This is a genomic window from Gordonia sp. p3-SID1431 (assembly GCF_025143765.1).
GTDB lineage: Bacteria > Actinomycetota > Actinomycetes > Mycobacteriales > Mycobacteriaceae > Gordonia > Gordonia hongkongensis.
Genome location: NZ_JAMBDT010000116.1, coordinates 1 through 14,921 on the forward strand (window position 1 = coordinate 1; position 14,921 = coordinate 14,921).

Sequence of the window (14,921 nt, forward strand, 5' to 3'; positions counted from 1 at the left end):
CGAGCGAAGCGAGCCACGAAGGGTCACGCAACGTGTCTCACCAGGCCCTTCGTGGCTCGTCGCTTGCGCTCCTCGCACCTCAGGGAGCAATGGGGACCGCCTTTTTCGGATAGAGAGCGGAGGGGGTGGCGCTTGCGCTCGGGAGCGGAGTGCGGCGCTGGCGCTCAGGGAGCAGCAGGGGGCGGCGCTCCTCAGTGGGCACCGCTCAGGGCGCGGGCGGCCCGGTGGTGATCGAGTCGTCGGTGATTCCGGCGGCACGACGGGCCGCGAGGCGGCGCTTCTGCGGTTCGATCGTGTAGCGGGGGTTCTTGGCCGACTCGATGCCGGCGTCGAAGACGCCGAATCGCGTGCAGGCCGACGCGGCGAGCAGTGCGAGTCCCGAGACGACCGCCAGGGGGCGGGAGCGCCCGCTGAGCAACGCGCCCACTCCGCCGGCGACGGCGAGTCGCTCGCTCCAGCGCAGCAGGGTGCCGGCCTTTCCGTGGTGGAGCGGTTCGGCGGCGACCGGGTCCATCCGTCGCTCCGTGAGTCGCATCGCGACGAGGTCGCCGACCACGCCCAGCGCCGCGAGAGTCCGTGCCGGCCCGGCCTGACCGACCGGCGTGGTGACCAGCGCCAGCCCGCTCGACGCCAGGCTCGCGGAACTGACGAACACGAACGGCAGGTCCCGGTGCATGGCGTTCCAGGTCGGCACGGCGGTATCGGAGAGCAGGACCGCGGTGTACACCGCGAGCGGCGGACCCGCCAGCCCGGCGGCCAGCCCGGCGGGGGCCTCGACGGCGCGCAACACCGCACGAAGCGGCCCGAGCGGCAGCCGCGCACCGGTCATCCGGTCGACCTCGGCGACCGCCGCGACGCCGAGTGCCCCGCTGAACGCCGACAGCATCCAGGAACCGACGCTCATCGGCGACGTCACCTTGAACGTGCGCAACATGTTGTAGAACCGGTCCGGCCGTCCGAGGTCGGCGACGAGCGCGATCCCGCCCAGACCCACGGCACCCAGACCACCGAGGCGGGCGTTGCGGCGCAACGCGTCCCGCCCGGTGAGCTGGGCCCCGGCGGCCAGGACGCCGGAGCCGCCGGCGACACCGCCGAGGAACAGGTAGGCGGCCACCTTCTCGTCCCAGGGTGGTGGCTTGACGACGGGATGCCCGTAATACGAGGTGAATTCGGCATCGGGCACCATCGACATCTCACGGTTGCCGTCGCCCTGCCCGAAACCTCTACCCGGTCTGCGTTTTCCGCCACGGCCGAAACCCCGGCCGCGCCGCCGGGGCGGCTCCGGCGGACGGAAGGAGTCGAACTCCGACGAGGTCATCGGCCGCCCCGTAGGAACGAGAGTGCGGCGGCGGCCAGCATTCCGGCCGCCGCGATCCCGGCGCGCTTGTACATGGCCGGCAGGTCCGCGGTGCACACCCGCGGGTCCGGCGGCAGTCCGTAGACCTCCGGCTCGTCGAGCAGCAGGAACACCGATCCGGTGCCGCCGACACCGTCGTTCGGGTTGGCGCCGTAGAGCCGCGCCTCGGTCATGCCCTGCTCGTGCAGCGCCCGGACGCGGGCGTGCGCGTCGTCGACGAGGTCGTCGTGGTCGCCGAACTTGATCGACGTGGTCGGGCAGGTCTTCGCGCAAGCCGGTGTCTCGTCGTCGAGCAACCGGTCGTAGCAGAGCGTGCACTTTTGCGCGACACCGCGTTTGGGCACCTCGGGCTGCTCGCCCTTGCGTTCGCCGGAGCGGGTCGTCGGCGCGGCGGTGCCGTCGGCCCGGCGCTCGACGACGCCGAACGGACATCCGGCCACGCACGTCCCGCAGCCGTTGCAGACGTCGTCCTGGATCACGACGGTGCCGAACTCGGTGCGGAACAGCGCGCCCGTCGGACAGACGTCGAGGCACCCGGCGTGCGTGCAGTGCTTGCAGACGTCCGACGACATCAGCCAGCGGAACTCGGGGGTGTCGGGGTCTTCGACTCGGCTCGTCGCTTCGCTCCTCGCCGGCTCAGCCGGCAGGGGAGAGGGCCTGGTCGGCAGAGACGAACGATCTTCAGGCGAGGAGCCGGGCATCGCGGGCATGCCCAGTCCGACGAGCGCAGGCCCGGACTCGCGGGCCTCGGCGATGCGGTCGGAATTCTGCTCGATGAAGGCGACGTGGCGCCAGGTGCTCGCGCCGAGGGCGACGGTGTTGTCGTACGACATCCCGGTGAGGGCGAGGTCGCCGTCGCGCGGGTTGCCGTTCCATTCCTTGCACGCCACCTCGCAGGCCTTGCAGCCGATGCAGATCGAGGTGTCGGTGAAGAACCCCTTGCGCTCCTCGTGGGTGTTCCAGTGCGCGTCGGTGCTGGGATCGGATGGCCCGGACAGCTGTCCCATCTACTCCTCCGCCTTCCCGGTGATGTGCTGGTTGTCGGTCTCGACGGTGACCCCGGCCCGCTCCTGGTAGGCGCGCACCAGGTCGAGCAGTGCCCGGCCTTGCGGCCGGCGCCCGGCGATGACGTCGCACGAGCCCACCTTGGACTCCTGGATCTGCACGTTCGGATCCAGTGTGACCCCGATCAGATCGTTGGCGACGTCGCCACTGACCACGGCGTCGGAACCCACGCCCCAGTGATAGGGGAGCCCCACCTGATGCACCTGCCGGCCGTTGATGGTCAGCGGCATCATGCGGTCGGTCACGAGCACCCGCGCCTCGATCGCGGCGCGCGGCGACACGATCGTCGCCCAGCCCTCGTTGGTGAGGCCCCGCTCTTCGGCGAGTTCGGGTGAGATCTCGCAGAACATCTCCGGCTGCAGTTCCGACAGGTACGGCGTCCAGCGGCTCATGCCACCTGCGGTGTGGTGCTCGGTGAGGCGGTACGTCGTGAACACGAACGGGTACACCTCGGAACCGGGGCTCTCGCCGCTGGGTGCGTCGAGATTGTCCGTGCGGGGGAATAGGACTCGCGATGGCGACTGCTGTTGGGGGTACAGCGCGTTGACCACCGGGGATTCCTGCGGTTCGTAGTGCGTCGGCAACGGGCCGTCGACCAGCCCGCGCGGGGCGTAGAGCCAGCCCTTCCCGTCGGCCTGCATGACGAACGGGTCGTCGCCGCAGAGGGCTTCGACGCCGCCGACCGACGGGTCGGGACGGGCATCGGGAACCAGGTCGACCGGGAAGTCGGGCACGTCGGGACCGACCCACCGCCCGGCGTCGGCGTCCCATTCCATGTACCGCTTGCGTTCGCTCCACGGCCGGCCGTCGGGGTCGGCCGACGCACGGTTGTAGAGGATTCGACGATCCGCCGGCCACACCCAGCCCCACTCGTGCTGGGTGACCCCGCCACCGCCCTGCGGGACCCGGCGTGCGGCCAGGTTCGACGGCCCGACGGTGTCCGCGCCGGTGTAGACCCCGGTGTAGATCCAGCAGCCGCCCGCAGTCGAGCCGTCGCGCTTCATCTGGGTGTAGGACGTGAGGTTCGTGCCGGCGTCTTCGCCGGTCACGTGGTAGCCGTTGATCTCCGACAGCACCGCCTCGGGGTCGGGGTTGCCGTGGTCGTCGAGGGGATAGTGCCAGGTGACGTCGAGCAGTGGGCGATCGCGTTCGTCGGTCGACCCGGCGAGGCGTTCGCGGATGCGCCGCCCGAGCTCGAAGAAGAAGTCCATCTCGCTCTGGCACTGACCCGGTGGCTCGACCGCCTGGTGGCGCCACTGCACCATGCGCTGGGTCTGCGTGAACGAGCCGGCCTTCTCCACATGCGTGGCCGCGGGGAGGAAGAACACCTCGGTGGCGATGTCCTCGGTGCGCAGCTCGCCGGACTCGATCTCCGGGCCCTCCTTCCACCAGGTGGCCGTCTCGATCATGTTGAGGTCGCGGACGACGAGCCATTTGAGGTGCGACATCGCCATCCGCGCCTGGCGCCCGTTGGCCGATCCGACCGCCGGGTTCTGGCCGAGGACGAAGTAACCGTCGACCTTGTCGGCGAGCATGTCGACCGTCGTCTGGAAGGTCCCGGCGGGCCCGGTGAGCCGGGGCAGGTAGTCGTAACACCAGTCGTTCTCGGCGGTTGCGGCATCCCCGAACCACGCCTTGAGAAGACTCACCATGTAGTCCTCGGCGTTGGCCCAGAAACCCTTCTCGGCCTTCGACGTGATCGCGTCGATGTAGTCGGCGAAACTGTCATGCTTGCCCGCCGAGGGCATCGGCAGATACCCGGGCAGCAGGTTGAACAGCGTCGGGATGTCGGTGGACCCCTGGATGCTCGCGTGTCCGCGGAGGGCCATGATGCCGCCGCCGGGGCGCCCGACGTTGCCGAGCAGGAGTTGCAGAACCGACGCGGCGCGGATGAACTGCGCGCCGAAGGTGTGCTGGGTCCAGCCGGTCGCGTACCCGAAGCACGTGGTGCGCTCGCGGCCGGAGTTGTCGGTGACGGCCCGGGCCAGATACTCGAAGTCGCGCACCGAGATCCCGCACATGTCGCGCACCATCTCGGGTGTGTAGCGCGAGTAGTGACGCTTGACGATCTGGAACACGCTGCGCGGGTGTTCCAGGGTGTCATCGCGCACTGTCGCCCCGTGTTCCAGCGGCGGCCCGCCGGAGCCATGCTCGTGCCCCACCGCGCGGTCCTTCACCCGCGGCCCGTCGTCCGGGTGGCCGGGCGACTCGACCTTGCCGTCCTCGCTGTCGCGGCCACCGTCGTCGGAGTGGGCGGACGGTTCCTCGTAAGCCCAACTGGTGGCGTCGTATTCGCCGGTCTCCGGGTCGAAGCCGGAGAACAGGCCGTCGAGATCCTCGGTGTCGCGGAAGTCCGCGGCGATCAGGGTGGCGGCGTTCGTGTAGGCGACGACGTACTCGCGGAAGTACTTCTCGTGCGTGATGGCGTAGTTGATGAGCGCACCGAGCAGGACGACGTCAGAGCCGGCCCGGATGGAGATGTGCCGGTCGGCCACCGCAGAGGTACGGGTGAAGCGCGGATCGACGTGAATGATCGTCGCGCCCTTGGCCTTCGCCTCCGACACCCACTGGAAACCCACCGGGTGCGCCTCGGCCATGTTGCCGCCCATGAGAACGATGCAATCGGCGTTGGCCATGTCCTGCAGTGATTGCGTTGCGCCGCCGCGTCCGAACGAGGCCCCCAGACCGGGAACCGTCGCGGAGTGTCATATGCGGGCCTGGTTCTCGATCTGGATCGCGCCCGCCGCGGTGAAGAGCTTCTTGATCAGATAGTTCTCTTCGTTGTCGAGGGTGGCACCGCCGAGCGAGGCGACACCGGTGGTCCGTCGGAGCAGCCGGCCCTCGTCGTCGCGGTCCTGCCAGCCACGGCGTCGGGCCTCGAGGAAACGGTCGGCGATCATGTCGATCGCGGTATCGCGATCCAGGTCTTGCCATTCGGTCGCGTACGGGGCCCGATAGCGGATGGAGGTCTGCCGCATCGGGTTGTTGACCAACTGCTCGCTCGACGCGCCCTTGGGACAGAGGCGCCCGCGGGAGATCGGGGAGTCCGGGTCGCCCTCGATCTGGACCACCCGCTCGTCCTTGACGTACACCTTCTGCCCGCAACCCACCGCGCAGAACGGGCACACGCTCTGGACCACACGGTCCGCGGTGGCGGTGCGCGGTTCGATGCCGCGTGTCCTCGCCGAGGTGACCGCCGGTCCGCGCCCGAAGACGTCGCCCGACCGCAACTGGCGGAACACCGGCCATTCGAGGGGGCTGAAGGCTGGCACCCGTCCGAGTCTAGACCTCATCGTCTGCGGTTGCGTCTCGACCGTTGCTATCGTGGCGGGTGGAGTGCCGGGAAGTCTGGTCGGCTGCACGTGTGTCGTTGTCATCCCTTGCCGGGCTGATCATCGATGCCGTGTGCCGTGAAGACGCGCCGATGGGATTTCCTGATGATCACCGCATACAAGACCGAATCCGGCCGCGACGTAATCCGACGATGGTGCGAGATCCGGTTGTCGGCAGCAGATTGTGTTGCCGCGCAATGGGAAGTCCAGACGTCGGCGGGGCGGACCAGGATCGTTGCATCCCGGTCTCCCGACCCCGGGACGGCGGCACCCGCCGACCGGCGCACTGTCGTCGTGGTGCCGGGTACGAACATGAACTCGGCGACGATGATCCCGCTGCTGTCCGAACTCGCGCGGAACAACGACGTCATCAGTCTGGACGTGCCCGGCCAGCCGGGGACAAGTGCACCGGAACGTCCGCGGCGACGCGGTCGGATCCCTGCCTACGGGCGGTGGCTCGACGAGGTGCTCGGCGCGACGGTCGCCCATCCGGTGATCGTGCTGGGTCACTCGCTCGGGGCTGCGATCGCGTTGGCCGGTGCCTCATCGCTGATCGCCGGACGCCTACTCGTGTCACCTGCGGGCATCACCCGTTTGGCGGTCTCGCCTCGGACATTGCGCACAACCGTCTCATGGCTGGCCTCGCCTCGGCCGGAACGCTCGTATGATCTGCTGCGAATGATGACGGCGCCGGACAGAAACGTCGATCCCGCGCTGATCGCATGGATGGATCTGGTTGCCGGACACTGCCGTACGAGTCTGGCGCCGGGGCCGTCTGATGAATTGCCGACGGACCGCCCCTTGATGGTGGTCTCCGGCGACCATGACGTCTTCTTGCCGACACTGCGGCTGGCTGAGGTGGTACATGCGCGGCTCGACGTCGAGCTGAAAGTCCTGGACGACTGCGGCCACCTGGCTCCGCACGATCAGCCGAAGCGGATCGCAGAACTTCTCGACCGTCTCAACCGGGAGCTCGTCACCCCGCCCGGATGACAGGCACGACTACGTCAGTGCTGCGCGGCCGTGACATCCGTGCCGCGCGGCACGAGCGCGAAGACGGCCACGGCGACGGCGACCAGCGTGACCCCGCCGACCAGGCTCGTCTGCTGCATGGCGTCGGTGAACGCGGCCGCCGCCCGCTCCGCGAGGCCCGGTGCCCCGGCGGCTTCGGCGAGACCCATGGCGGCGCCGAGGGATTCGCCGGCCGCGTCGGTCACCTCGGCGGGTACGCCGGGGACGGGCTCGGCCGTCAGCGTGGTCCGGTAGATGATCGACGCCACGCTGCCGAGGATCGCGACCCCGAGCACATTGCCCAGGTCGTAGGCGGTCTCTTCCAGCGCGGCGGCGTTGCCCGCCTTGGCATCCGGGGTGCCGGCCATGATCATCGCCGATGCGATGGCCAGTGATCCGATGCCGAATCCGACGAACACCTGGGCGGTGGCGACGGTGCCGTAGTCGAGGCCGTCGGAACCGAGGAACATCAGCGCCATCCCGACGCCGGCGATGCCGATACCGCCGGCCACGACGGCTCGGGCTCCGATCATCCGGGACAGCGGGGCGGCGATCATCGAGGACACGATCGCCGCTCCCGCCACCGGCAACAGCCGCACACCGGCCGCGATCGGGGAGTGGCCCTCGACCAACTGGAGCCACTGGGCCAGCAGCAAGAGCGCCGCCGCCAGTCCGAACATCGAGCCGAGCGCGGCGAGAACACCCGCACTGAACGGCCGGCTGCGGAACAACGAGACGTCGAGAAGCGGCTCGGTGCGTCGCATGCAGCGTCGGACGAACAGGGCCAGGATGAGGACCGCGCCGATCAGGGCCACCCAGGCGGCCGGTGCGAGGAGGCTCTCCTCCTTGGCGAACCGCTTGATGGCCCAGACCAGGGCGACCATGCCGGCGATCGACATCAGCGCACCGACGGCGTCCCACCGGCCCGGCTGCGGGTGCTTCGACTCCGGCAGGATCAGCACTGCGGCCACGATGGCGACCGCCATCAGCGGGACGTTGACGAGGAACGCGGCGCGCCACGAGAAGTACTCGAGCAGAACTCCGCCGACGATCGGCCCGACGGCCGCACCGAGGCCCGACACCGCGGCCCAGAGCCCGAGGGCGGTCGCACGCTCGGCGGGGTCGGTGAAGATGCTGCGCAGCAGGGACAACGTGGTCGGCATGATCATCGCGCCGCCGACGCCCAGCAGCACCCGGACCGCGATCACCGCCTCGGGTGACTCGGCCAGCAGGACCAGTGCCGAGGCCCCACCGAACACCGCGAAGCCGGTGACCAGCATCCGTTTTCGGCCCCACCGGTCGGCCAGTGAACTCATGGAGAGCAGCAGGCCGGCCAGGACGAGCGAGTAGGCGTCGATGATCCACAGCTGCTGATCGGCGGTCGGGCGCAGGTCGCCGGCCAGGTCGGGGAGTGCGACGTTGAGGATCGTGAGGTCGACGGTGATGACCAGCAGGCTGGCCGACAACACGGCGGCCGACGCCCATCGGCGCCGGAAGGACAGGCCGTCTGCGCTGGTGGTCTCGGTGGCGGATCGCTGGGTCATCGTCGGCTCCGGTCGTGCTCGGGGGAGGGCAGCCCGGTCAGGGCCGTCAGGGTGGCGGTCAGGTCGTCGAGGGACAGCGGCGTCCCGTAGAGGAGTGCGTGTATGGCCACGCCGTCGGTGTACGCGGCGATCGCGCGAGCGGCCGTCTGCCCGACGTGCGGGATGAGGATCTCGACCAGCCCGTCGGGCCAGCGAACCGCGAGCGGGCGGAGCGCGGGATCGAGGACGGCGGCCGACACGAGCGCGAGGTCGGCGCGGATCAACCGCTCGTCGGACAGATAGTCGTGGAGCGTCTCGGCGAAGACCGCCGCGGCTGGGCCGTGTTCGGCGAGGGTCTCGGCCACCTCGGCCAGGCCGGAGTCGATGTCGTCGGCCAGGCGGGCGAGCGCTGCCTCGCGCAGATCGTCGAGCGTGGCGAAGTACTGCGTCGTCGAACCGAGCGGCACACCGGCACGTTTCGCGACGAGCCGGTGGGTGAGCCCCTCGGAGCCCACCTCGGTGATGAGCGTGGCGGCGGCCTCGACAATGGTGCGTCGCCGTTCCTCGGGATCTCGTCGGCGGCGGGGCGCTGCCTCGGTCATCACTACCCTTCCAAGTTAATGTACGAATGTACATGTACAAACGTACACTAGCGCTTCGCGGGTTTGCGTGTCGGGTGCTGGCATCATGCGACCATGGCGGTGAACAGGATCGATGCGGTCGAGCTGCCCCGGACGGCGCTCGGCGACTTCTTGTCGTCGTCGGCGTTCGCGGAGATGCTCGACCCGGATGACGAGCGCACGTTCTCCCGCAGTGCGGCGGCCCGGCGCGCCGAGGTCGCCGATGTGGTGCGCGCCGTCGACCGTTTCGCCGGCCGACGATTCGTCGACCGGGAGCGCGCCGGCGAGGTCGTCTTCGGCGGGATCACCGCCGGGGGGCTCGGGGTCCGCCCTTCGGTGGTCGACGAGGTCCTCACCCTGCTGCGGCCGGTCGGCGTCCCCGCGCCCGGTGCCCCGAAACCTGTTCCCCACGAAGCGCAAACGGTGCTCGGTAGTTACGTCTATGCACTGGTCGATCCGCGTGACGCCACGGTGTTCCATGTCGACGCCGGCCGCGGGAACCGCGTATACCGCCATACCGCCGCCGCGCTGGCGGGCGACGCACCCGACCCTGCCGACATCGTCGGCGACGACGATCCGGCCGAGGTCGCGGCCGCCATCTCCGAGCGTATCCGCGACATCGACGCCGACGGGTTCGGCGTCGAACACTGGATTCTGCGGTACGATGTAGATTCTGTCGATTCGGCTGCAGCGCACGCGCTTTCGCTACGACGCACGGTAGTCGACGTCGTCGCTCTGGCCGGATCGGAACTTCCGGAGACGCCGGATGCACAGGGGCCGTGGCGCATCGAGGAGCTGATCCTGCGACATGCGGCGCCGGTGTCGCCGCCGTTGCCCGACGTGTGCGTGCTGGTGAAGGTCGACGAGTCCGCCCGCAGCGACGCCACTGCCGAGGTGATCTACGAATCCGCTCGCAGCGCTTGGCGTGCGGGGCCGCACCGAACCGTCCCCGATCTACCGGTGCTGGTGTTCGCCGACGATCTCGTCCGGGCCGTCCATCGCGTCGACTACTGGGAGTCCTACCGCGACGCCGAGGGAAACCTGGATCCGAAGCGGTGGGTGTACACCGGGAAACCCGACGCCGAACTCGAGGCCCGGTATGTGGGTACCAGCCTGCGCGAGGTCCGGCAAGAACGCGGCGGCAAGTGGAATCCGTCCGGCTGGCACCCGTACGGACACGTTCCCTGAGCCTGTTCGTTGGAACAAACTCGCCTGTCGTGATCCGACGAGGGACGCGCGGTCTGGTACTACTCGCGGCATCGTCCATCGACAGAAAGCCGGCGCATGTCCTCGGATCGACGCAGTTCATTCGACCACCGCACCGCCGTGATCACCGGCGCCTCCGCCGGGATCGGCAAGACGTTCGCGGAACATCTCGCCGCGGAAGGGTACGACCTACTGCTGGTCGCCCGTCGGGCCGAACGGCTCGACGAGTTGTCCGAGCGACTACATCGCGAGCACGGCGTTCGCTGTGAGGTGTTCGCCGGGGATCTGTCCGAACCCGGCACGCCGGCCGCGATCATCGAGCGCGCCGATGAACTCGGGCTGGACATCGACGTGCTGATCAACAACGCCGGTATGTCGCTGAGCACCAAGTTCGCCGAGACGCCGTGGGAGGAGGTCGGAGGGCAGCTGCAGTTGATGCTGACCTCGCTGACCGAGCTGTCCCACCGCGTGCTCCCGGGGATGAAGAAGCGCCGGTGGGGGCGGATCGTGAACGTCTCGTCCATCACGGCGCTGCTGCCTCCGGCGGAGGGCCTGCTCTACTCCGCGATCAAGTCGTATGTGCTGCTGATGTCCCAGTCCCTGGACATGGAGCTGAAACCGCACGGCATCCACGTGACGGCGCTCTGTCCCGGTTTCACCAGGAGTGAGTTCCACGATGCGATGGGTGCGGAGACCCGCGAGACCGCCGATCGCCTGCCCGGCGTGCTGTGGCAGGAGCCCGAGGACGTCGTGCGCGAGGGGTGGAACGCGGTGATGAAGGGCGACGCGGTGTGCGTGACCGGCATGGTGAACAAGCTGGTCACGACGGCCGTGCGTCCCATTCCGCCGGGTATCCAGTACTTCCTCGGCCGGACGCTCAATCCGTTCAAGTAGACGCCGGGGCGGCTCACTTCTTGGTGCGCCGACTCCCGCCGTGCCAGTCCTCCTCGGCACCCGCCTCGCCGTCGGACACTCCGAAGGCCCGCAGTTGTGGCTTCTCCCGCAGGCTCCGCTTGAGCTCGGCGAAACCCGGGAAACTCGCCAGGCCGATCACGTGGTCCCACAGGACGACCGCGTCGTCGTCACCGGGTAGGCGGCTGATGACGGGCCCGAAGAAGGCAACTCCCTCGGGCGGCTGGAAGTGGATGATCGGCGTACCCACGTCGCGACCGGTCAGGGACAGGGCCTCGTCGGTCTCGGTTTGGATCTCCGCGTCGAACTCGGCGTCGTCGAGGGCATTCAGGTGGTGTGCGGGCAACCCGAGTTCGTCCAGGACGGGTCCGAGGAACTCCGCGGTACCGCGGAAGTCGGTGGCGTCGACGGTGTAGGAACCGGTGTGTGCGTGGAAGATTCGCGTACCCAGTGCCTCGTAGAACGGGCCGATGGCGGCGGGTCCGTGTTCGCGGCGGATGCTCGCCGCCGCGCGCAGGAGGCGGAGTCCGGCGGTGTGCCCGGCCTCGTACTCCGGCGGGAACTGCGCGTCGTAATCGACGTGTGCGTTCAGCAGACGTAGCGAGATGAACCGCCATTCCACCGTGTAGTCCCGCTGGGCCTGTACCTTTCGCACCCATTTGCTCGTCATCCACGCGAAGGGGCACACGGGATCGAAGTAGAAGTTGACGTCGGCCATGATCTCGACGGTAGACGACGGGACAGTCCTAGGTGTCGGCAGAAGCCGCGAACAACTGGTCGCCTAACCGGTACCGCTCGACTGAGTGACAGGTGAGCCTATGACGGGCTCGTTGGGATGGAGGAGGTGCTGCACAGTAGCGAGTGACGGCTGATCGAGTGGACCGGTGTAGAGCTCGGGTGCCCAGTCATACACGCCCCGTAATCAGCCGGGGTGGGCGAAGCCGAAGCTGAAGAAGAATGGTTCAGGCGGACCACTGCGAGACCAATCTCATTCGTTCACCTCCGGCAGGACCGGAGCCGGCGCGGATATCGAGGTCAATCGGAGTCCGGGTCAGGTGGAACGATTGCGGAGTAGTAGCGGTCTGCGAGAGAAGGAGTGACGGTGGAAGGGTTCTTCGTGCTGCTCACGCCACCGGTCGCCCTCGCGCTCATGTTCTGGGCGTGGACCATCTGGCTATCCTTCAGAGCCGCTGGCCGAAACATCCGACGATCTTCGGCCGCAGTTTCTGCGGTGCTGGCGATCTGCGGGGCAATTGCTTTCCTCGCGTTGACCAGTCTCGACGATTACAACGACTACCCCGGTCACACGTGTTCGGTGCGTGATGGGTTTGTACCCGTCGGCTTTCCCCCTGAGCAGCTACCACCGCCGCCTCCAGACGTGGTGAGCACATTCCATCCCAGCCTCGACTGGTCTCACCGATTCGAGCTCCTTCCCCTCGGCGTGCGCTGCACCTACTGGATTCGAGACGACCCCCGCATCACAATGAGCACCCACAGCCCCTGGCCGTACTCGGTGTGCAGCTACGGAGCGCTCGTCGTTGCCTTCGTCCAGGCCATCCGAGTCGTCAATCCCGACCTGCTCAGACGCGGTGCGCCGCCGCGGCCAGCGCGTGCAGGTGATGGCGGGCAGATGTAGGCGTGCCACAGTTGATGAGTGCGTACCAAGGTGTTGTTTTTCTGGGTGCTCGGTGGAATCATCACCGCCTTCGCCGCCGCGATCGTGCTCATCGGTGCCGCTGGTTGGCTCACTCTTCGCTCGTCGTGGTTCGAGGACAGCTTGTCCAAGGTGTCGGTCACAGAAGACGCCGACGGGGCTGAACGGATCGCCGAAGCCATGGGTGTTCACCTGAACGACAGCGCCATCGACTACGGGGAAGTGACATCGCAGTTGCAAGGCAAACCGAGTGCTTACCTCGTCGTGAAATCGGACAGTGCGATGCTGCGCGACAGGATCATTCGGCAGTCACGGCTGCGCTGTGCGACCACCGATCCGCCGAATATGGCGTCGATGCGCTCACCGTCGAGGCACGGTCCGCCGCGCTCACCGACTCTGACGGCATGTGGCCGGCCGGCTGGCGACTACAACGACCCGGCGTCAGCGGGGGAGTGGGGCGGTCATCTCACCGTCTGGTTCGACCCCCAGGCGGGTGACCGCAGCACATGGCTCTACATTTCCGCCGCCCCATTCTGATCGAACGGGTGCAGCACGCTTCGCGTAGTTCGTACAGCGCCACTCGAACTAATGACGACCCGCCTGTGAGGGCCGACCGTAATGATGGATGAGTGAATTTCGATGGCATGATCCGTGTGCAGGCGGTGCGCTCGTCGACACGGTCGTCCTCCTCGACAAGGCCGTCGGGTAGGGCTGCCCGCGGCGATTAGATGGTGGATGTGCTGGTGGCCACGGCCGGACTATCCGAATGCGCTGCTGATTGCCGCGCGGACAACTGGCCGTTCTATATCGGTTTCGCGTTGTTTGTGTTGTTCTGCGTCTGGATCACCTTGTCGATGTTCGCGACTGTCGACGTCATCAGTCGTCACATCGGGCCCCGTCGCAGTGCGACGTGGGTCGGCGTTGTGTGGCTTGTTCAGCGTTTGGAACGGTGTCACCGAGGCCGCGGCGGTGTCGGTCTCGCGATGAGCGGGGCCACTAGACTCAAGGCGTGACCGGAGCCGACGATTCGACACGTGACCGCGACGGTCTCCCGGATCCCGGTCCGACCGACGACGATGCGACATTCGCTGCGGAGGGTCCGGACGGACCCTCCGCAGCGAACGATAGGGCCGGTGGGTCGACCCGTCGTCGGGGCGACCGGCTTCCCGTCCGACGCGACGATCCCGGCCGTCCCGGGCCCGGGCGCCGGATGGCCGACCTGCTGGCCCGCACCGACTCCAGAGCCGGGGTCGTCAAGGCGGCTCGCGCCGCACGAGATCTGATCCCGCACGACGAGAACCCGATCACCGGGCCGCGTGCATCCGACCGCGTGGCACGCCTCATCAGCGAGTCCCGGCCCGAGAGACCCAGTGCCATACGAGAGCTCGGCCTCGCATCGATCCAGGTGTGGCAGGCGTTGGTGACCACACGACGTCGTCGATCCGGTCGCACCCCAGTCCCCGCCACCATCTTGTTCACCGATCTCGTCGGATTCTCGACGTGGGCCCTGCATGCCGGAGACGACCAGGTCCTCCAACTCCTCCGCGACGTCAACGGCGTCACCGAGAGCATCGTGCGCAGCCGCGGCGGACGCATCGTCAAACATCTCGGCGACGGGACGATGGCCGTGTTCATCGACGGTGTCGAGGCGATCGAGGCCGGTCACGAGGTGATCGTCGCCGTGAGTGCCCTGACGGTCGGGGACTACCGGCCACAGCTGCGAGCCGGTCTTCACACCGGCGAACCGCGGGCGGTCGGTGACGATTTCCTCGGTGTCGATGTGAACGTCGCCGCTCGGGTCGCGGCAGCCGCGGGAGCCGGTGAGCTGTTGGCCAGCGGAGCGACCGTCGAGGCCGCCGGCGCCGATCGGTACGCCACTCGTCGTCGACGATTCCGCGCCAAGGGGGTACCGCGCGACATCGAGGTGTTCGCCGTCGTGCCCCGCTACTCCGACTGATCGATTCTCGACCTGTTTGCTAGCAGCGTGTGTACGCCGAAGAGATCGAGAGGACTACGTGCGGCCGCGCCGAGCTTTACGGGCCGATAGACGCGTTGCCTGTGCCCGCCGACACGCACGACGGGCCGTGACCACCGCACGACTGGGCAACCCCGGCTGCGGGTTCCAAACCTCGACGATGTTGTGGATCGCATGCACTACTCCGCAGCCCGGATGTCGTCTGTCGCGACGAATAGTTCGGGCCAGTGTCTGATCCGGTTCGAATGGGTCTGATGAGTCGGGGG

General features: G+C 68.2%; 12 protein-coding genes. 6 read left to right on the plus strand and 6 right to left on the minus strand.

Annotated elements, in window-relative coordinates; genetic code table 11:
* Positions 1–205: 205 nt before the first annotated feature.
* From nrfD to fdh, 3 genes are read right to left on the minus strand one after another with little or no spacing between them, the layout of a single operon-like run.
* Positions 206–1,318 carry an NrfD/PsrC family molybdoenzyme membrane anchor subunit gene (nrfD, locus tag M4D77_RS20890; RefSeq protein WP_137810376.1) on the minus strand — a complete coding sequence of 371 codons (1,113 nt, stop codon included), beginning with the start codon at positions 1,316–1,318 and terminating at the stop codon, positions 206–208.
* Positions 1,315–2,364, minus strand: coding sequence for a 4Fe-4S dicluster domain-containing protein (locus M4D77_RS20895; RefSeq protein ID WP_259937282.1), 1,050 nt, complete (start codon positions 2,362–2,364; stop codon positions 1,315–1,317). Before M4D77_RS20895 ends, nrfD begins: the two co-directional genes overlap by 4 nt.
* Positions 2,365–5,694, minus strand: coding sequence for a formate dehydrogenase (gene fdh, locus M4D77_RS20900; protein WP_259937283.1), 3,330 nt, complete (start codon positions 5,692–5,694; stop codon positions 2,365–2,367). It lies immediately after the preceding gene.
* Between the two features lie 165 nt (positions 5,695–5,859).
* Here fdh and M4D77_RS20905 point away from each other — a divergent pair, with 165 nt between their 5' ends.
* Positions 5,860–6,747 (plus strand): alpha/beta fold hydrolase, encoded by an 888-nt coding sequence (locus tag M4D77_RS20905; protein WP_068971115.1) that lies wholly within the window; start codon positions 5,860–5,862, stop codon positions 6,745–6,747.
* Positions 6,748–6,761: 14 nt separating this feature from the next.
* Here M4D77_RS20905 and M4D77_RS20910 read toward each other — a convergent pair whose 3' ends face one another.
* On the minus strand, positions 6,762–8,309 hold the full coding sequence (locus tag M4D77_RS20910; RefSeq protein ID WP_205333954.1) for an MFS transporter: 1,548 nt from the start codon (positions 8,307–8,309) through the stop codon (positions 6,762–6,764).
* Complete coding sequence (locus M4D77_RS20915) at positions 8,306–8,890, minus strand: TetR/AcrR family transcriptional regulator (RefSeq protein WP_068971108.1); 585 nt, start codon at positions 8,888–8,890, stop codon at positions 8,306–8,308. Before M4D77_RS20915 ends, M4D77_RS20910 begins: the two co-directional genes overlap by 4 nt.
* Positions 8,891–8,998: 108 nt before the next feature.
* Here M4D77_RS20915 and M4D77_RS20920 point away from each other — a divergent pair, with 108 nt between their 5' ends.
* Both M4D77_RS20920 and M4D77_RS20925 read left to right on the plus strand, forming a co-directional pair.
* Positions 8,999–10,096, plus strand: coding sequence for a GIY-YIG nuclease family protein (locus M4D77_RS20920; RefSeq protein ID WP_205333967.1), 1,098 nt, complete (start codon positions 8,999–9,001; stop codon positions 10,094–10,096).
* Between the two features lie 96 nt (positions 10,097–10,192).
* Complete coding sequence (locus tag M4D77_RS20925; protein ID WP_068971107.1) at positions 10,193–11,008, plus strand: SDR family oxidoreductase; 816 nt, start codon at positions 10,193–10,195, stop codon at positions 11,006–11,008.
* A gap of 13 nt (positions 11,009–11,021) precedes the next feature.
* On the opposite strand, the gene M4D77_RS20930 is transcribed toward M4D77_RS20925, so the two are convergent.
* Positions 11,022–11,744 carry a hypothetical protein gene (locus M4D77_RS20930; RefSeq protein WP_259937284.1) on the minus strand — a complete coding sequence of 241 codons (723 nt, stop codon included), beginning with the start codon at positions 11,742–11,744 and terminating at the stop codon, positions 11,022–11,024.
* Between the two features lie 384 nt (positions 11,745–12,128).
* Between M4D77_RS20930 and M4D77_RS20935 the strand changes: the two genes are divergently transcribed.
* The 3 genes from M4D77_RS20935 to M4D77_RS20945 all read left to right on the plus strand — a co-directional run bounded on the left by M4D77_RS20935 (position 12,129) and on the right by M4D77_RS20945 (position 14,637).
* The gene (locus tag M4D77_RS20935) at positions 12,129–12,662 is read left to right on the plus strand and encodes a hypothetical protein (protein WP_139104537.1); all 534 of its coding nucleotides are present in this window, start codon (positions 12,129–12,131) and stop codon (positions 12,660–12,662) included.
* A gap of 18 nt (positions 12,663–12,680) precedes the next feature.
* Positions 12,681–13,217 (plus strand): hypothetical protein, encoded by a 537-nt coding sequence (locus M4D77_RS20940; protein ID WP_231742207.1) that lies wholly within the window; start codon positions 12,681–12,683, stop codon positions 13,215–13,217.
* A gap of 472 nt (positions 13,218–13,689) precedes the next feature.
* Positions 13,690–14,637, plus strand: a complete 948-nt coding sequence (locus tag M4D77_RS20945; protein ID WP_259937285.1) for an adenylate/guanylate cyclase domain-containing protein — start codon at positions 13,690–13,692, stop codon at positions 14,635–14,637.
* The last annotated feature ends 284 nt before the right edge of the window (positions 14,638–14,921 follow it).

What these genes read in the sequence shown, in the direction of transcription:
- M4D77_RS20930 (WP_259937284.1), bottom strand. Translation starts at nt 11,744, where the DNA reads ATGGCCGACGTCAACTTCTACTTCGATCCCGTGTGCCCCTTCGCGTGG.
- nrfD (WP_137810376.1), bottom strand. Translation starts at nt 1,318, where the DNA reads ATGACCTCGTCGGAGTTCGACTCCTTCCGTCCGCCGGAGCCGCCCCGG.
- M4D77_RS20905 (WP_068971115.1), top strand. Translation starts at nt 5,860, where the DNA reads ATGATCACCGCATACAAGACCGAATCCGGCCGCGACGTAATCCGACGA.
- M4D77_RS20910 (WP_205333954.1), bottom strand. Translation starts at nt 8,309, where the DNA reads ATGACCCAGCGATCCGCCACCGAGACCACCAGCGCAGACGGCCTGTCC.
- M4D77_RS20895 (WP_259937282.1), bottom strand. Translation starts at nt 2,364, where the DNA reads ATGGGACAGCTGTCCGGGCCATCCGATCCCAGCACCGACGCGCACTGG.
- M4D77_RS20925 (WP_068971107.1), top strand. Translation starts at nt 10,193, where the DNA reads ATGTCCTCGGATCGACGCAGTTCATTCGACCACCGCACCGCCGTGATC.
- M4D77_RS20915 (WP_068971108.1), bottom strand. Translation starts at nt 8,890, where the DNA reads ATGACCGAGGCAGCGCCCCGCCGCCGACGAGATCCCGAGGAACGGCGA.